The following is a 17,015-nucleotide window of genomic DNA, read 5'->3' as shown; positions in this document are numbered from 1 at the left end:
ATCAGAGGTCGTTGAGATGCAGGCGGATGTACCCGGCGCGGTCTGCAATGGCCTGCCGATCCTCTTCCGTCATGTCCGCTAGCTGTTTAAAGACAATGCCCAGGCGGGGATTGTTACCGAGACGCGCCTTATTGCGCGCAAAGAAGTCCCAGTAAAGGGCATTGAAGGGGCACGCCTGTTCGCCGGTACGCTGGTTGTGTTGATACCGGCACCCCTGACAGTAATTACTCATTTTATGAATATATGACGCGCTCGAGACGTAGGGTTTACTCGCCAGTAACCCGCCATCGCCAAACTGGCTCATGCCGAGGGTGTTGGGCAGCTCCACCCACTCAAAGGCATCAATATAGACGCCCAGATACCATTCATGGACCGCCTGCGGCGACAGGCCGCTGAGCAGGCTAAAGTTTCCAATGACCATCAGGCGCTGGATATGGTGGGCGTAAGCCTCGGTGAGCGACTGCCCAACGGCATGCGCCAGGCAGCGCATCTGCGTCTTGCCCGTCCAGAACCAGTCCGGCAGCGGGGCGTGCTGGTCTAAGGCATTCAGCTCCCGATAGCCCGGCATCTGCGACCAGTAGATCCCGCGCACATACTCCCGCCAGCCGAGAATTTGTCGGATAAACCCTTCTACGGCAGGCAGCGGCGCGTGGCCCGAACGCCACGCCTGCTGGGCGGCCGCGACCACTTCCCGCGGATTAAGCATTTTAGCGTTCAGCGCGAATGAAATTAACGAGTGGAAAAGAAAAGGTTCCTCCGCGTGCATCGCGTCCTGCCAGTTTCCAAACTGCGGGAGCACGTGCGCGATAAAATCATCCAGCCTGGCTTTGGCTTCCGCACGGTTGAGCGGCCAGCGAAAATTGTCGGCCTGCGGTTCGCCGAAGGTCTTTACGCCGCAGCGTTGGATCTCCGCCCATAAGGCGGAACGATCGTGGCAGGGACGCGCGTCCACCGGCGCGGGAGGCTCGCCGGACCAGCGCTTGCGGTTTTCAGCATCGAAATTCCATTTCCCCCCTTCCGGCTCGCCTTCAGAGGTTAACAGGACGCCGTGCTGACGACGCATTTCCCGATAAAAGTACTCCATTCGCCAGCTTTTGCGTGACGCAAAGAACGCGCTGACCTGTTCCCGAGTGGTGAAAAAATGCTCGCTACTGACGCAGGCCGTTTCAACGGAGACCGTCTTCGCCCACGCCTGCAGCTGCGTATCAAGACGCCATTCGTCGGGCTCCTGCCATATCACCCTGTCCGCGCGGTAATGCGCGACAAGCGCGTTGAGATTGTCTTCCAGCGCGCCGCGGTTTGAGCCGTCGGAGAGTCGGACATACCTCACCCGATGCCCCTTCTCTTTTAATGCAGAGGCAAACGCGCGCATGGCGGCGAAGATAGCGATAACTTTCTGGGCGTGATGAAGCACGTAGGCGGTTTCTGCCCGGAGTTCCAGCATCACGTAAATGACGTTCGGACTGCAGGTATCAAACCAGCTGTGATGCGGATTAAGCTGATCGCCCAGGATCAGACGCAGCTCGGTCAACGGTGGCTCCTGCGGCAACGCTCAGAACAGTATTTAACCTCATTCCAGCATTTCGCCCATTTCTTGCGCCACGTCATGGGCCGCTGGCAGTGCACACACAGTCGACTGGGCAGGTCCTGCTTGTTACCTTTGAAATCGCTCATCTTTTCAATACCGCACTGATTAATTCACCCCACCTGCGGATAAAGGCCACGACAGACTTCACAAAATGAAGGTGATGCCCGCAAACCGCTACCCACCGCTACGTACGAAATGATAGTTTATTCAGGCTGGATTTGTCGCAGTGAGCGATTTTCTGGCATCTTAAACGAACCTGACTTTCCCATTTTTGTTCAAGTGACGAGTTTGCGAGCAAAGCGATGATAAAGTGGCCCTGGAAAACGAATGAGGCTGGCCGGGATGTGGCGCTGCCATGGGATGATGCGCTGACGATCCCTGTTCTGGCTAATCTAACCCCGGATGAACAATCGAAACTGGTTCAACTGGCGGATCGTTTTTTGCAGCAAAAACGCCTGGTGCCACTGCAGGGGTTTGAACTCGATCCCCTGAAAAACGCCCGCATCGCACTGCTGTTCTGTCTGCCGGTGCTTGCACTCGGCATTGAGTGGCTGGACGGTTTCCACGAAGTGCTTATCTATCCCGCGCCGTTCGTGGTGGATGACGAATGGCAGGACGACATTGGACTGGTGCATAACCAGCGCGTGGTGCAATCCGGACAAAGCTGGCAGCAAGGGCCGATAATCCTCAACTGGCTCGATATTCAGGACTCGTTCGACGCCTCCGGCTTTAATCTGATTATTCATGAGGTGGCGCACAAGCTGGATACCCGCAACGGCGATCGCGCCAGCGGCGTTCCACTGATCCCGCTTCGCGAGGTCGCGGGCTGGGAGCACGACCTGCACGCGGCGATGGATAACATCCAGGATGAAATAGACCTTGTGGGCGAGAGCGCGGCCAGCATTGACGCCTATGCGGCAACCGACCCGGCTGAGTGCTTTGCGGTGCTCTCCGAGTATTTCTTCAGCGCGCCAGAGCTTTTCGCGCCCCGTTTCCCGGCCCTGTGGCAACGTTTCTGCCAGTTTTATCAGCAGGATCCGCTCCAGCGCCTGCGGCAGAATGAGGGGTCTGGCGGGCATTCCTCCTCCCGCCAGGTCCATTAAGCTTTTTCAGCAGGGGTACGCTCAGTTGACCATACCCCTATGCTCAGGGCTAAAAACAGCAGCGCCATTCCCCATGCGGCCACTGTTAAAGCCTGCTCCCCGTAAAAGCGCGTCACGACCGGCACCAGCAGTGCGCTGACGCCGTAGCCTAATGTGTGGCTGGTGGCGATGACGCCCGCGCCTTTCCCCGTGGTAAGCCGATCGTTCAGCAGAAGCTGGTAGCCCGGCGTGGCCATCGCCGCCCCGAGTGACGTGATAACAATCCCCACGTAGAACAACATTAAACCGGCAACAGACATCAGCCCAAGCCCTGCCACCATCAGCACCGCCGCGATGCAGAGCAATGTCACCGGGCTGAAATGCTGCGGGCGGACCACCAGAAACTGTGCCGCGAGCGTGGCCAGCGCGGCCAGGCTCAGCAGGAGCGCGACATGATGGCTGATCTCCCGGGCGTTACCGTCCAGCAGCGGGCTAAGATGCGGTGACAGGCCAATCTGCATCAGGCTCACCAGCGCCGCCAGCAGCAGCGCCAGCAGCAGGAACGGCAGCATGGAGGCCTGCAGGCGGGTTGCCTGGTGGGCTACCGGTGGCAGCGGCGGGTCAGCGACTTCGCGAAGCACCAGCAACAGAGCGAGAAGCGGCGCAACCGCCATCAGCCAGAGCGGCGCCACCGGATTAACGCTGAGCATCAGCGCCGCCAGCGGTGGGCCGAGCAAACGCCCGCAGCTGAGGCCGGAGCTGATCGTCGCCAGCGCCGCCATTCTTTTCTCCAGTCCCGCACGCTGAATCGCCCACGTCTGGGCCGCAGGCACCAGCCCCGAGACCGTCAGTCCGTAGAGCAGGCGCGAGAATATAAGCCCCGCCAGCCCCCAGACCGTATCCAGCCTTCCGGCCGCCATCGCCCAGACCACCAGCGCCATCACAACAAAACTGGCCAGATAGCCGCTTAGTGAGGCCAGCATGACGGACTTACACCCCTTCCGCTCGCTCTGACGCCCCCACCAGGGCGATGCCGGTAAAAAGAGCATGGATCCAAACATCAGCAGCCCGGCCCAGACTGAGAGTGACAGCCCGGTCAGGGTGACCAGCTGCGGGAGCATCACCAGTAAACCGTTTTGCCCGATGCCCAGTAAACCCGCAGATAGCGCCAGGGGCCAGTTAGCTTTTGAGGTGACGTTTTCCGTCAAGATTTCAGAGTCAGCGCGCATGAGAATGTGAACATAGTGTCAATAAATGTGTGGAAATTATGAAGTTTATGAAAACAAATATTGCAAAAATGGTTGCGACTGTAAACAGAATGAATATCATAACGAGAATTATTATCAATCATGGAATGAGGTACATCTATGCGTGCTCTGCTCCGCGCCGCCGGTACAGACGTTGCAGCCCAGTGTTTTTTAAACGCCCTGTTGCGCGAAACGAAGGACTGGCGCTATCACTCCGCTACCGATGCGGATGCGCTATCTGAGATCCATATCCCGCTTTCCCAAACCCAGGCGCTTCGGGTGCCGGTACGCTATTTCTCTCCCACCCAGCATCATCAGTACCGTTTCCCGGCAACGCTTATTCAGAGCAACAGCGACCGCAGTGACGCCGTCACATTCCCTCAACTGGTTGATTTAATTCTTGAAAAACCGTCCGTAAAAGGCTCGCTGGATGCCGATACGCTGGCGCGTTTTAAGCAGCGCGTTCTCGAAAGCCATGTCCATTCCTGGCAGGCGATTGATTTACGCCACCGCTGGGCAACCCTGCGCGATAAGCCGCTGACGTTTGCCGACGCGGAACAGGCGCTGCTGGTCGGCCATGCGTTTCATCCGGCACCGAAGTCGCACGAGCCGTTCAACGAAACCGAGGCGCGTCGCTACCTGCCTGATTTCGCCTCCCGCTTCCCGCTGCGCTGGTTTGCCGTTGAGAGCACGCTCGTTGCCGGCGACAGCCTGAACGTTTCCCTGCGTGAACGTCTGCTGCGCTTTGCGGCCCAGAGCGCGCCCGAGCTGCTCGGCCACTTCACCGACACCCGTTGGCTGCTGCCGATGCACCCGTGGCAGGCCGACTATCTGCTGGAGCAAGACTGGTGCCAGCGTCTGGCGGAAAACGGTTCACTGCAGGATCTGGGTGAAGCGGGTGCACAGTGGCTGCCCACCAGCTCCTCCCGCTCGCTGTACAGCGAGACCAACAGCGACATGATTAAGTTCTCCCTCAGCGTGCGCCTGACGAACTCCGTGCGCACGCTGTCGGTGAAAGAGGTGAAGCGCGGCATGCGCCTGGCGCGTCTGGCAAAAACGGAACGCTGGCAGGAATTACAGGCGCGCTACCCGACCATGCGCGTGATGCAGGAAGACGGCTGGGCGGGACTACGCGATGACAGCGGCGTCGTTCAGGAAGAGAGCCTGATGGCCCTACGCGTTAATCTGCTGTTCGATACGCCAGACACCCAGACCAACGTGCTGGTGAGCCTGACGCAGGCCGCGCCGGACGGCGGTGACAGCCTGCTCGCTGCGGCGGTGCGCCGTCTGAGCCAGCGTCTTGATTTACCGCTCGCTCAGGCCGCCCGCTGCTGGCTGGACGCCTACTGCGACCGCGTATTGCTTCCGCTGTTCAGCGCCGAGGCGGACTACGGTCTGGTCCTGCTGGCGCACCAGCAAAATATCCTCGTTGAGATGCAGCAGGATTTCCCGGTCGGGCTGATCTATCGCGACTGCCAGGGCAGCGCGTGGACCGAAAGCGCCGACGCGTGGCTGAAAGAAGCTGGCGAAACTGAGGTGGAAAACCGCTTTGGCGAGAGCCAGCTGCTGCGCTACTTCCCCTACTACCTGCTGCTGAACTCTACCCTTGCCGTTACCGCCGCCCTTGCTGCCGCCGGTTTTGACAGCGAGGAGAGCCTGATGTCCCGGGTGCGCGACGCGCTGGCGGAACTACGCAGCACGGCGAAGCAGACCCGCTGCCTCGACTACGTGCTCGACAGCCCGACCTGGAACTGCAAAGGCAACTTCTTCTGCTACTTGCACGATCGCAATGAAAACACCATCGCCGATCCGGCGGTGATCTATTTCGACTTTAGCAACCCGTTTTACAAGGAGAAGGCGTGATGGCTATCGCGAATATCGTCCATTCCGGCTACGGTTTTCACTGCACCGCAACGGATCGCACCCTGCCGCTGGCGTTGGGTCTCGACGGCAGCGCGGTGCTGGAGCGTCTGAAGGGGATCCCGGACGGCTGGCTGGTGGAAGCCCTGGATCAGCTGTTTGTGGCCGCCCCCGCGCTGACCGGCATTACGTTGCCGTGGGCGGACTGGCAGGATGAACCCCAGGCGCAGGCGCTGTTTGGCCTGGCCCACGGTGATTATCTGGCGCGCAATGCCTTCTGGCAGTTGCCGCTGTGGCTGAAAGGCGAACGGCATCAGGCGAGCGGCGGAATGCAGTTTGACGAGAGCCGTCAGCTGTACTTCCCGCTGCGCCCTCACCGCCCGCGGGGCGAAGTGTATCGCCGTTACGATCCGCAAATTAAACGCACCCTCAGCTTCCGCGTGGCCGACGTGGCGCTGGACGGCGAACGTTTTACCCGCTGGATGAACAACCCGCGCGTGAACGCCTTCTGGGAGATGGCGGGCCCGCAGGCCGAGCAGGAAAACTACCTGCGCCGTCAGCTCGACTCGACCTACTGCTACCCGGTTATCGGCTGCTTCGACGACCAGCCGTTCGGCTATTTTGAACTCTACTGGGCGGCGGAAGACCGCATTGGCCGCCACTACCGCTGGCAGCCGTTTGACCGCGGACTGCACATGCTGGTGGGCGAAGAAAACTGGCGCGGTGCGCAGTATATCCGCAGCTGGCTGCGCGGTCTGAGCCACTATCTGTATCTTGATGAACCGCGCACCACGCGGATTGTCGCCGAGCCGCGCTTCGATAACCAGCGCCTGTTCCGCCATCTGGACTCTGCCGGTTTCGACACGGTGAAAGAGTTCGACTTCCCGCATAAACGCTCGCGCCTCATTATGAGCCAGCGTCACCGCTTCTTCAGCGAGGTGGGCCTGTGAACGCGCTCTGGGAAAAAGTGAACCGCGAGATGGTGGCGAAGATCCTCGCCGAGCTGGAGTATGAACGCACCCTGCGCGCCGAGCCGCTTGCGTCTGACGCCTGGCGCATCACCATGGGCAACGAGTCCTGGCAGTTTAGCGCCACGCGCGGGATCTGGGGCTGGTTGCATATCGACCCGGACAGCCTGACCACCGCCAGCGGTGCCGCCGTGGAGGCGGAGCGCGCGCTGCTGCAGCTGGCGAAGGTGCTGGAGATGAGCGACGCGCAGACGGCGGAGCACATGGAAGATCTCTACGCCACGCTGCGCGGCGACATACAGCTGCTGCAGGCGCGTGAAGCGCTGGACGCGGACGCGCTGATCCACCTCGACCCGGACGAATTACAGTGCCTGATGCGCGGTCACCCGAAGTTTATTTTCAACAAAGGCCGCCGCGGCTGGGGTCTGGACGCGCTGCGTCAGTACGCGCCTGAGTATCGCGGACGTTTTCGTCTGCACTGGGTTGCCGTTCAGCGGGAGCATCTGGTCTGGAGCAGCGACGTCGATTACGATATCAGCGCCCTGCTGGCCAGCGCCATGGACAACGCCGAGCGCGCCCGCTTTGACGCCCGCTGGCAGGCGCTGGGTCTCGACGAGAGCTGGCTGCCCGTGCCGCTGCATCCGTGGCAGTGGCAGCAGAAGATCGCCATTCATTTCCTGGCGCAGCTGGCACGCGGTGAGATGGTTGAGGTGGGCGAGTTTGGCGATGAGTACCTGGCGCAGCAGTCCCTGCGCACGCTTACCAACGCCAGCCGTCGCGCGCCGTTTGACATCAAGCTCCCGCTGACAATCTACAACACCTCCTGCTATCGCGGTATTCCGGGCAAATACATTGCCGCCGGGCCGCTGGCCTCGCGCTGGCTGCAGCAGCAGTTCGCCAGCGACGCCACGTTTGCCCGCTCTGGCGCGCAGGTGCTGGGTGAGCCCGCTGCCGGGTATCTCTCGCATCCGGGTTATGCCGCATTGCCGAAAGCGCCCTATCGCTATCAGGAGATGCTGGGCGTGATCTGGCGGGAAAACCCGTCCTGCTATCTGCAGGACGGCGAACAGGCGGTGCTGCTGGCGGCGCTAATGGAAACCGACAACGCCGGGTGTGCGCTGATCGACGCGTGGATCAGTCGCTCCGGGTTAAGCGCCGACGCATGGCTGGAAAAACTGTTTGAGGCATCGGTGATCCCGTTCTATCACCTGCTCTGCCGCTACGGCGTGGCGCTGATCGCCCACGGCCAGAACGTGACGCTGGTGATGAAGGATTATGTCCCGCAGCGCATCCTGCTGAAGGATTTCCAGGGCGATATGCGCCTGGTGGATGAAGATTTCCCGCAGGCCCAGAGCCTGCCTGATCAGGTGAAGGCCGTCACGGCGCGGCTGAGCGCGGATTACATCATTCACGATCTGCAAACCGGCAACTTTGTGACGGTGCTGCGTTTTATCTCACGCCTCACGCTGCAAAGCGGCGTCAGCGAAACGCGTTTCTATCAGATCCTCGCCGGAGTTTTGCACCGCTATATGGCCGCTCACCCCGAGCTTGCCGATCGCTTCGCGAAGTTCGACCTGTTTAAGCCGCAGATTATTCGCGTGATCCTCAACCCGGTCAAACTGACCTTCTCCGAACACGACGGCGGCAGCCGCATGCTGCCGAACTACGTCACCGACCTTGATAACCCTCTTTTTCTGGCCTCCCGGGAGTCAGCGCAATGAAAACCTATGATTTCATCGGCATTGGTATCGGCCCGTTTAACCTCAGCATCGCCGCGCTGGCGGAAGGGCTGGACGGCTTTAGCTCGCTGTTTCTTGAGCGCAAACCGCACTTTTCCTGGCACCCGGGGATGATGGTGCCGGACTGCCACATGCAGACCAGCTTTCTGAAGGATCTGGTCAGCGCCGTGGAGCCGACCAACCGCCACAGCTTCCTGAACTACCTGGTGCAGCGTAAAAAGTTCTACCGCTTCCTGACCACCGAACAGCGCACCGTTTCGCGGGAAGAGTTTGCCGATTACCTGTGCTGGGCGGCGGACAACCTCACCAACCTCGCCTTCAGCCAGCAGGTACAGCAGGTGAACTTTGATGAGAAAAGCGGCCTGTTTGAGGTAGTGACCCAACGCGATCGCTTCCTGGCGCGCCACGTCTGCGTTGGGATCGGTAAGCAGATCAACCTGCCGGACTGCGTCACGACGCAGGACGATAGCTGCTTCCATGCCAGCGAGATGATGCTGCGCACGCCGGATCTCGCGGGCAAGCGCGTTACCATCGTCGGCGGCGGCCAGAGCGGTGCCGACCTGTTCCTGAATATTTTCCGTGGCGAATGGGGCCAGCCGCTGAGCCTGAACTGGGTCTCGCGCCGCAACAACTACAACGCGCTGGATGAAGCCGCCTTTGCTAACGAGTATTTCACGCCGGAGTACGTGGACAGCTTCTCCACGCTCGGTGAAGAGGCACGTCGGCAGATGCTACACGAGCAGAAGATGACCTCCGACGGCATCACCACCGAGTCACTGCTGGCGATTTACCGCGCCATGTACCATCGCTTCGAAGTGCTGCGTGAAAAACCCTGGGCGCACCTGATGCCGTCCCGCTCGGTGACGGCCCTGACGCGCCTGGAAAACGGCCAGCGCCTGAGCATACAGCATCACCTTGACGGCGGCCGAGAGCAGCTGGAGAGCGACGTGACGATCTTTGCCACCGGCTATCGCGCCGTGCAGCCTGCGTTCCTGGCGCCGCTGTCTCACCGCCTGCATCTGGATACGGACGAAGCCTTCTGCATCAACAACGATTTCACCCTCGAATGGGACGGTCCGCAGAGCAACCGCCTGTTCGCCGTGAATGCCGGGATGCACCGTCTCGGCATTGCCGAACCCCAGCTCAGCCTGATGGCCTGGCGCGCGGCGCGCATTCTGAATCGCGCGCACGCTGACGAGCCGTTTGAGCTGGCTACCACGCCTGGCGTTATCCACTGGCGAAGCGCCACCAGCCCGGAGAACAGTCAGGTTGTTAAATCATTAGCAAAAACCACCGAGTACTGACACACACAATCAGGGTCAACATAACAATGAAACGTTCTCATCTTTGGGTTTTAAATCCTTGTTTGCTTGCAATGCTTTCTACCTCTGCGTGGGCGGAAGAACAAAAGGAAGAAAATATTGTTGTCTCCGCCAGCCGTGCGCACCGCAGCGTGGCGGAGATGGCACAGACCACCTGGGTCATTGAGCGGGCTGAAATTGAGCAGCAGGTTCAGGGCGGGAAAGAGATTAAAGAAGTGCTGGCACAGCTGATCCCGGGTATGGACGTCAGCAGCCAGGGACGTACCAACTACGGCATGAACCTGCGCGGCCGCTCCATGATGGTGATGGTGGACGGCGTGCGCCTGAACTCGTCCCGCAGCGACAGCCGCCAGCTCGACTCTATCGATCCGTTCAACATTGACCGTATCGAAGTCATCTCCGGCGCCACGTCACTCTACGGCGGCGGCAGCACCGGTGGTCTGGTGAATATCGTCACCAAAAAGGGCCAGCCTGAGACCGAAGTCGAGTTCCAGACGGGTGCTAAAAGCGGGTTCAACAGCCACAACGACCATGATGAGAACGTATCGGCAGCGGTCAGCGGCGGCAACGATAACGCTTCCGGTCGTCTGTCGGTGTCGTATCAGCGCTACGGCGGCTGGTATGACGGCAACGGCGACGAGGTGATCATTGATAACACCCAGACCGGCTTACAGTATTCCGACCGTATCGATGTGATGGGCACAGGCACCCTCAATATTGACGATCACCAGCAGCTACAGCTGACCACTCAGTACTACAAGAGCGAGTCCGACGGCAAGCATGGTCTGTATCTCGGGAAGAACTTCTCGGCGGTCACGGGGGATGCGACCGCGTACAACAAAGGTAACCTCGATTCTGACCGCGTGCCGGGTACCGAGCGCCATCTGATCAACCTGCAGTACTCCAATACTGATTTCTGGGGCCAGGATCTGGTCGCGCAGATTTACTATCGCGACGAGAGCCTGACCTACTATCCGTTCCCGACCCTGACCAAAGGCGTGGTCAGCAGCATCGGCGCGTCGCAGCAGAAAACCGATTTCTACGGCGGCAAGCTGACGCTGAACAGCAAGCCGGTGGACGATTTGACGCTGACCTGGGGTATGGATGCCGACCACGAAACCTTCGACGCCAACCAGCAGTTCTTTAACCTGAGCAAAGCCGCGGCGAGCGGCGGCATGGAGCTGGATAACGCCTACAACGTGGGCCGCTACCCGGGCTACAGCATCACCAACCTCGCCCCGTTCCTGCAGGCCAGCTACGACATTGACGCCATCACCCTGAGTGGCGGCGTGCGCTACCAGTACACCGAGAACAAGGTAGACGATTTTGTCGGTTACACCCAGCAACAGGCCATCGCTACCGGGAAAGCCACCTCCGCCGACGCGGTGCCGGGTGGGAAAACCGATTACAACAACTTCCTGTTTAACGCCGGGATCCTTGGTCGCCTGACCGAACAGCAGCAGGTGTGGTTTAACTTCTCCCAGGGCTTCGAAATTCCGGACCTGGCGAAGTACTACGGCTCCGGGACCTATCAGCTCAGCAACGGTCACTATCGCCTGCTGAACAGCGTCAACGTGAACGACTCGAAGCTAGACGGTATCAAGGTCAACGCTTATGAGCTGGGCTGGCGCTACACCGGGGATAACCTGCGCACGCAGGTTGCGGCGTATTACTCGCTCTCGGATAAAACCATTACCATCAACAAGACGGATATGACCATCAACCTGGAAGACGACAAGCGTCGTATCTACGGGGTGGAAGGTCAGGTGGACTATTTCTTCACCAACAGCGACTGGAGCACGGGTGCGAACTTTAACGCCATTAAGTCTGAAACCCGCGAAAACGGGAAATGGGAGAAGCTGACGGTCGACAGCGCCAGCCCGTCAAAAGCCAGCGCGTGGGTCAACTGGGCGCCGGGCGACTGGACCCTGCGCGTGCAGAGCACGCAGACCTTTGACGTCTCCGACGCCGACGGCAAGAAGATCGATGGCTACAACACGGTCGACTTCCTGGGCAGCTACGCCCTGCCGGTGGGTAAAGTCAGCTTCAGCGTGGAAAACCTGCTGGACAAAGACTATACCACCGCCTGGGGCCAGCGCGCGCCGGGGCTGTATAGCCCAACCTACGGTGCACCGGGTCTGTATACCTACAAAGGCCGCGGACGGACGTTTGGTCTGAACTACTCCGTTCTGTTCTAATCCTGCGCGCCGCCTGCGGGCGGCGCATTTTGTTGTGTAATTTCGAAGCAAATTTACTATAAAATCAGCGATTTGCTGAAATTGTCGGCAAACGAACGAAAAGTGCGTTTTCACCCTTTGACAAGGCGTAGTGAGGTCGCTACTATGCGCCTCGTTCACACGATTCCTCTGTAGTTCAGTCGGTAGAACGGCGGACTGTTAATCCGTATGTCACTGGTTCGAGTCCAGTCAGAGGAGCCAAATTCCTGTTTTCAGGCATGCTTATAAGTCCCTATTCAGTTAGGTTTCAATAAGTTAGCGTGAAAATCTTTCCCGATGTGTATCTGGTTTTCCCTACGCATCCGGCGAGATTGGTGGTCTGATTTGGGGTCATTTCAGTTCGATAATGGAGTGACCACCATATGTCCCTGTACGACGCAAAAATCCGCAGTATCAAGCCTTCTGATAAACCCTTTAAACTGACCGATTCTCAGGGTCTGTATTTGCTTGTCAATCCGGGCGGTTCACGCCTCTGGTATCTCAAATATCGCTTCAACCGAAAAGAATCCCGAATTGCCTTAGGTGCCTATCCGCAGGTCTCGCTTTCCGACGCCCGCCAGCAGCGCGACGGTATCCGTAAACTGCTGGCACAAAATATCAATCCAGCACAACAACGCATGACTGAAAAAGCCGCCGCGTCACCGGAAAAATGCTTTGAGGCCGTTGCGGTGGCATGGCACAAAACCAACAAGAAATGGTCGGCTGACTATGCAGAGCGCATTCTTGCCAGTATGAAAAATCATATCTTTCCGGCAATCGGTCATCTGCCCGTCACGATGCTGAAAACGCAGCATTTCACGGCACTGCTGAGAGTTATCGAGGATAAAGGCTTTCTGGAAGTCGCGTCCCGAACCCGGCAGCAACTCTGCAATATCATGCGCTACGCCGTGCAGCAGGGACTGACCGAAAGCAACCCGGCGCAGCATCTGGAAGGCGTCACCGCGCCGCCGGTTAAAAATCACTATCCCGCCCTGCCGCTGGAGCGGTTACCTGAATTGTTTGAGCGCATTGGCGACTTTCAGCTGCTCCACCCGGCGGATCTGCACATTCTGCGCCAGCACCAGACGTTCACATAACCGCTGCGCCAGCTTAATGCGGTCGTGAACGGTTTTATGGCTGCCGCCAGCCTGCTGTGCAAGACGCTTCATTTCCTGCTCCAGAATCCCCATATTTTCCCCTTTTCATGATTGCTGCAAACTCATCCCAAAAACCCAACACTGATACAGCTTTCCCCGGCGCGTAGGCCGATAGCCCCTGTTTTTTTGTCGGGGCTGCGAACGATACCTGAGCGCCGGGGCGGCAGCCGTTGAGGTGTGGTGGGGCTTCGGTTGTGCACTCTGAGCAGCCGCCCGCCTTAGCGGGTCATCCCCCGGATCGTCCTAATCCCCCTCAGGTATCGGTTCATGTTCTCCTTATTGGTCAAATGGCCTGAAAAGGCGGTGTCAGGATCCAGCCGTGGGCTGGCGCAGTTGAGTTTTCTGGTTCAGGTCAAAAAGGCTGCGTGCGTCACTTTCCCGCTCTGCGCGGTTAAAGTGACGCACTGGACTGGTGCAGTGTTGGAAAATTTATCGTCTGGTGCAGTTTTACGGTCACGCGGCAGCAAATGCCTTACGGCAAATGCAGGCCGCAGCCCGTCATGAAGGGGTTGACGCTCCGGTTCAGGGAGCGCCAGTGTTTACAGTACAAATCCGTAGTGAGAACCATCCGGCAGTTCAACATCAAGACGTAGCTTGCCGCCAGTCGCTTCAACGTAGCGTTTGAGAGTTGAAAGCTTCAGGTCGCGCCCTGGTTTTTCCATTCCTGCAACAGTAGGTTGCCTGATGCCCAGCGCTTGTGCCATTTCCACCTGCGTTTTCTGTACTTTCTCACGCAGTTCGGCAAGGTGAATGTTGAGCAGGATGTCCGTCGCCATCGCCTGAGCTTCGGCCACGACTTCCGGTTTTTCATCCGCAATAAGCTGTTCCAGCGTTCTGCCCATCGCGTTACTCCTTCTCTTTTAATGTGTTCAGCCAGTTCGTGAATTCCCGGTCTGCGACCGGGAGCATCTCATCGTAAAAACGTTTTTCATTGCCGACCTTATTTCCGGCACAAAGCACAATACCAGCACGGGCCGGGTCAAAAGCGAAAAACGCCCGTATCGGATCGCCCCGGCTCTGAACACGCAACTCTTTCATGTTGCTGTAGCGGGAGCCTCTGATCGTATCGGCATAAGGTCTGGACAACCTCGGCCCCTTTTCCCGCAGGACCAACAGCGCTGCCAGCACGCTGGCCCGATCGATATCATTGAGCGAGGTAAACCAGTTATCAAACGTATCCGTTGTTTTAATTGTCCACACGGGACCTACCAGTTAATATAGGTTAAATACTATATCGATGTAAAGCTATAAAGTGGATTATGAAGTGATGAGATGAGATGAGGGATTCATGCGTCATTACTGCAAAGATGAAGACGCATTCGGGTATTTCAGTGATTAACATGCAAGACATTCACCGTTTTACGACCTGTACCGAAAAACCAGTTCAGATATTGACACAGTATGAAGAGTGACCTTAGCTGCAACGCAGTCCGACATTTTCAAAGGTATTGTCGGTAACGGAACGACCAGCCTGAAATCAGGCCGCTTCTTGCAGGTCATGAAGCGTAAGGGCAGCCCGGAGGGCCGTTCGTTGCGTGGGGGAAATTATACGAATGCCACTGGCGCAGGAAGAGGAAACTGTTTTTGCCTGAAAAACATTTCCCGCTGATTTGATAAAATGCTGAGCTGTCGTGCGTCACTGGCATTTTCTCGATCTCCCACCTGCAAAGGCAGGCAGAAGATCGGGAGGAGCTGTATGCCTTATCGATATTCTGATTTACGGTAGCGTGAAGGCCAGATTTGCTCAGGCGCGATGCCTAACGCTTCGGCAATTAACCTTTCACCTTTGGGCCAGCGGCGGGTAAGCGCATTTGCCAGCGTGGAAGACGCCAGTCCTGCCTGACGCGAAAGTGCTGACAGCGAAGTCCCACGTTTTTTCAGCCCGGCGATAATGTCGGCAGAATGCCAGTCCCTGTAGCATCATGCGGCCACCTCGTCGATAAACTTCACGCCGTCGGCAGTGCGGAGCCAGCGCGGGGCTTTCATTTCCGCAGCGAAGTAGTTGATCAGATCATACAGCAGATAACTAAGCTGTTTCTCCTTTTCAGAAGAAAATCCTTGCTCCGCCAGCGTCTGCGTCAGGGCAAGGCAATAGCTACGAGAGGAGTTTACAGGGAGGGTATCAACGGTCAGGCTTTCAATAAGATGGGACGGGACAAGTTCTAACAGCGTGGGCTGAAGCAGCGACAGACAAGCATTAAGTCTGCCGCAGAGCGCCATTTTGAATATGGGATCGTTGCTTTCAATCAGGGTTTCGGCAAAGGTTTCACAGTAATCGGCAAGTACGGTGAAATCCGTGGCGGCGCAGAAGGGAACGGAAAGTAACTCTCCGGGTGACTTAATGAAAGATGGAGTGAAATCTGGCATAAATGCCTCCGTGAAATTTTTTTGAGATGGCCACATAAAGTGGTGCCGGGAGGCTCAAAACGGCTTCACGAAACCGCGGACTTATTTCCCCGAAGGGTGTTGTATTAGTCGCCCTCCCGATTTTGATTGGGCAGCATACTCCCTCCGTCCTTTCGGACGGAGGGTTTAAAAAAGCCAACACTGACGGGGTAGGTTCTGGCCGCGTGAAAGAGGTTTTGAGTCCTCGTTACATAGGGGATTACAACCAAATGCAGGAGGCAAGAATAGCGAAGAAATATTATTGATTTTCTAGAGGTTTATTCCAACAACCGGGACTTTCGCTGTCGAAAAACTCTATGCGCACATCCTGCCCCAGATTCTCTTTGATTAATTGGCTTGCCCTGTTGCAATAAGCATGATCTCTTCTAAAAACAGATACCGCAACTCGCTGTATTCCTGTTCCTGCCATGCGTTTTAACAGATGTATATCATGCTCTCCCATTCCCCAGCCCAAAATCACCAGACTTTCTCGCGGCTCGACGAGAACCTCCCTATAAACCGTTGAAAGATAGAAACTATTTTGAATAGAGTTTACTTTTTGCTTATGCGTTCCTTCACTTACGAACAGAGGAATAACTTCCTCGCTCTGCCATCGTTCCAGAATGGATTCAAGCAGCCCCGCTCTCCGGATATGAATTTTATGTTCATGTTCAATACGGTTTCGACATAATACGAGACTGCCATGCGGATAAAAAACAAGCGTATTGGATTGTTCATCGCCGTATGGCGCTCTTAACCGCTGCCAGTCTTCTGCAAAAACTCCTCTGGCAAGAAAACAGTCCTTAAACCGGTGATGATCGTTTTTATCCAAGCCGTAGGTCATCGTCCAGTAAACAATAAGGTCATAGTTGAGCGAAATAACCGTATCGAATCTTTTCAAAAAATCATAAATACAGGGCAGTTGCCCGCTAATTTCATGGTGTTCGGGGTGTACATCGCGAACGGCATGAATAAGGCATTCACGAATACTGAGGTAGGCTTCGTGAGTACGTGCATCCTCAATTCGTAAAGATTTATTGACGTTAGAAGCTTGCCAGACAATGCGGAGGATAAGCTCAAAATCTTCGGTTTCAAAAAAATCAAACAGCCTGCGCGCGTCTTCCGCCAGACTCTCTCGCTGTCTGACGCGTTCAAGTAGAGATCTATACGCAAAACTAGAGCTTACGGCAATACTCGCGCCGTTGCCTAATAAGATCGTTCCATCATAGCTTTGCTCAAGCTCAGACCAGGGACGAATAACAAACTCCATACTCGGTTTTCCTGTCTATAAATAAATTATTTCTTTAAATATAAATATGTTATGTCAACGACACAACATCGCTAATAAAATCAGACGATCTATTTTGCTATTCGAATCAGAAACATACCATTAACAGTTAAGGGATAACTCATCACCGGTACTTAGGTCCAGGTAATAAGCCGAATGTCCA

At 56.9% G+C, this 17,015-nt stretch carries 13 protein-coding genes, 1 tRNA gene and 3 pseudogenes; 8 read left to right on the top strand and 9 right to left on the bottom strand.

Annotation, left to right across the window (positions count from 1 at the left end; genetic code table 11):
* Window position 1 precedes the first annotated feature (1 nt).
* Complete coding sequence (locus tag BFG58_RS00120; RefSeq protein ID WP_069718949.1) at window positions 2-1,531, bottom strand: cryptochrome/photolyase family protein; 1,530 nt, start codon at window positions 1,529-1,531, stop codon at window positions 2-4.
* Window positions 1,528-1,674 (bottom strand): DUF2256 domain-containing protein, encoded by a 147-nt coding sequence (locus BFG58_RS22890; RefSeq protein ID WP_071530926.1) that lies wholly within the window; start codon window positions 1,672-1,674, stop codon window positions 1,528-1,530. Before BFG58_RS22890 ends, BFG58_RS00120 begins: the two co-directional genes overlap by 4 nt.
* Before the next feature lie 216 nt (window positions 1,675-1,890).
* Between BFG58_RS22890 and mtfA the strand changes: the two genes are divergently transcribed.
* Entirely contained in the window at window positions 1,891-2,691 is an 801-nt protein-coding gene (gene mtfA, locus BFG58_RS00115) for a DgsA anti-repressor MtfA (protein WP_069718948.1), read from the top strand.
* On the opposite strand, the gene BFG58_RS00110 is transcribed toward mtfA, so the two are convergent.
* Window positions 2,688-3,899, bottom strand: a complete 1,212-nt coding sequence (locus BFG58_RS00110; RefSeq protein ID WP_069718947.1) for an MFS transporter — start codon at window positions 3,897-3,899, stop codon at window positions 2,688-2,690. The two genes, mtfA and BFG58_RS00110, sit on opposite strands and share 4 nt — an antisense overlap.
* 138 nt (window positions 3,900-4,037) lie before the next feature.
* Here BFG58_RS00110 and BFG58_RS00105 point away from each other — a divergent pair, with 138 nt between their 5' ends.
* The 7 genes and pseudogenes from BFG58_RS00105 to BFG58_RS00075 all read left to right on the top strand — a co-directional run.
* Window positions 4,038-5,780, top strand: coding sequence for an IucA/IucC family siderophore biosynthesis protein (locus tag BFG58_RS00105; RefSeq protein ID WP_069718946.1), 1,743 nt, complete (start codon window positions 4,038-4,040; stop codon window positions 5,778-5,780).
* Entirely contained in the window at window positions 5,780-6,727 is a 948-nt protein-coding gene (locus BFG58_RS00100; protein ID WP_069718945.1) for a GNAT family N-acetyltransferase, read from the top strand. The genes BFG58_RS00105 and BFG58_RS00100 overlap by 1 nt, the downstream gene beginning before the upstream one ends.
* Entirely contained in the window at window positions 6,724-8,466 is a 1,743-nt protein-coding gene (gene iucC / locus BFG58_RS00095; protein WP_083261438.1) for an IucA/IucC family siderophore biosynthesis protein, read from the top strand. Before BFG58_RS00100 ends, iucC begins: the two co-directional genes overlap by 4 nt.
* Window positions 8,463-9,788, top strand: coding sequence for a lysine N(6)-hydroxylase/L-ornithine N(5)-oxygenase family protein (locus BFG58_RS00090; protein WP_069718944.1), 1,326 nt, complete (start codon window positions 8,463-8,465; stop codon window positions 9,786-9,788). The genes iucC and BFG58_RS00090 overlap by 4 nt, the downstream gene beginning before the upstream one ends.
* 26 nt (window positions 9,789-9,814) lie before the next feature.
* Window positions 9,815-12,004 carry a TonB-dependent siderophore receptor gene (locus BFG58_RS00085; protein ID WP_045908133.1) on the top strand — a complete coding sequence of 730 codons (2,190 nt, stop codon included), beginning with the start codon at window positions 9,815-9,817 and terminating at the stop codon, window positions 12,002-12,004.
* 164 nt (window positions 12,005-12,168) lie between these two features.
* Window positions 12,169-12,244, top strand: a tRNA-Asn gene (locus tag BFG58_RS00080).
* Between the two features lie 161 nt (window positions 12,245-12,405).
* Window positions 12,406-13,062: pseudogene (locus BFG58_RS00075) on the top strand (tyrosine-type recombinase/integrase); the annotation flags it as partial.
* Here the strand turns inward: BFG58_RS00075 and BFG58_RS22885 are convergent.
* The 6 genes and pseudogenes from BFG58_RS22885 to BFG58_RS00055 form a co-directional block, all read right to left on the bottom strand.
* Window positions 13,060-13,212: pseudogene (locus tag BFG58_RS22885) on the bottom strand (phage integrase N-terminal domain-containing protein); the annotation flags it as partial. The pseudogenes BFG58_RS00075 and BFG58_RS22885 sit on opposite strands and share 3 nt — an antisense overlap.
* 506 nt (window positions 13,213-13,718) lie before the next feature.
* Window positions 13,719-14,021, bottom strand: coding sequence for a helix-turn-helix domain-containing protein (locus tag BFG58_RS00070; RefSeq protein ID WP_000533827.1), 303 nt, complete (start codon window positions 14,019-14,021; stop codon window positions 13,719-13,721).
* Window positions 14,022-14,025: 4 nt separating this feature from the next.
* Window positions 14,026-14,379: a type II toxin-antitoxin system RelE/ParE family toxin gene (locus BFG58_RS00065; RefSeq protein ID WP_069718943.1), complete on the bottom strand. Its 354-nt coding sequence runs from the start codon at window positions 14,377-14,379 to the stop codon at window positions 14,026-14,028.
* 501 nt (window positions 14,380-14,880) lie between these two features.
* Window positions 14,881-15,090, bottom strand: a pseudogene (locus BFG58_RS22875) (helix-turn-helix domain-containing protein); the annotation flags it as partial.
* A gap of 9 nt (window positions 15,091-15,099) precedes the next feature.
* The gene (locus BFG58_RS00060) at window positions 15,100-15,546 is read right to left on the bottom strand and encodes a hypothetical protein (protein WP_069718942.1); all 447 of its coding nucleotides are present in this window, start codon (window positions 15,544-15,546) and stop codon (window positions 15,100-15,102) included.
* A gap of 277 nt (window positions 15,547-15,823) precedes the next feature.
* On the bottom strand, window positions 15,824-16,834 hold the full coding sequence (locus BFG58_RS00055; RefSeq protein ID WP_069718941.1) for a DUF4917 family protein: 1,011 nt from the start codon (window positions 16,832-16,834) through the stop codon (window positions 15,824-15,826).
* Between the last annotated feature and the right edge of the window lie 181 nt (window positions 16,835-17,015).

The organism is Enterobacter sp. ku-bf2, from assembly GCF_001742765.1.
GTDB lineage: Bacteria > Pseudomonadota > Gammaproteobacteria > Enterobacterales > Enterobacteriaceae > Enterobacter > Enterobacter quasiroggenkampii.
The sequence above is the reverse complement of the archived record's forward strand: the minus strand, read 5'-3'. Positions and strand labels throughout refer to the sequence as shown.

Excerpts from the sequence above, each read along its gene's own strand:
- BFG58_RS22890 (WP_071530926.1), bottom strand. The coding sequence starts at position 1,674 with ATGAGCGATTTCAAAGGTAACAAGCAGGACCTGCCCAGTCGACTGTGT.
- mtfA (WP_069718948.1), top strand. The coding sequence starts at position 1,891 with ATGATAAAGTGGCCCTGGAAAACGAATGAGGCTGGCCGGGATGTGGCG.
- BFG58_RS00110 (WP_069718947.1), bottom strand. The coding sequence starts at position 3,899 with ATGCGCGCTGACTCTGAAATCTTGACGGAAAACGTCACCTCAAAAGCT.
- BFG58_RS00105 (WP_069718946.1), top strand. The coding sequence starts at position 4,038 with ATGCGTGCTCTGCTCCGCGCCGCCGGTACAGACGTTGCAGCCCAGTGT.
- BFG58_RS00100 (WP_069718945.1), top strand. The coding sequence starts at position 5,780 with ATGGCTATCGCGAATATCGTCCATTCCGGCTACGGTTTTCACTGCACC.
- BFG58_RS00090 (WP_069718944.1), top strand. The coding sequence starts at position 8,463 with ATGAAAACCTATGATTTCATCGGCATTGGTATCGGCCCGTTTAACCTC.
- BFG58_RS00085 (WP_045908133.1), top strand. The coding sequence starts at position 9,815 with ATGAAACGTTCTCATCTTTGGGTTTTAAATCCTTGTTTGCTTGCAATG.
- BFG58_RS00070 (WP_000533827.1), bottom strand. The coding sequence starts at position 14,021 with ATGGGCAGAACGCTGGAACAGCTTATTGCGGATGAAAAACCGGAAGTC.
- BFG58_RS00060 (WP_069718942.1), bottom strand. The coding sequence starts at position 15,546 with ATGCCAGATTTCACTCCATCTTTCATTAAGTCACCCGGAGAGTTACTT.
- BFG58_RS00055 (WP_069718941.1), bottom strand. The coding sequence starts at position 16,834 with ATGGAGTTTGTTATTCGTCCCTGGTCTGAGCTTGAGCAAAGCTATGAT.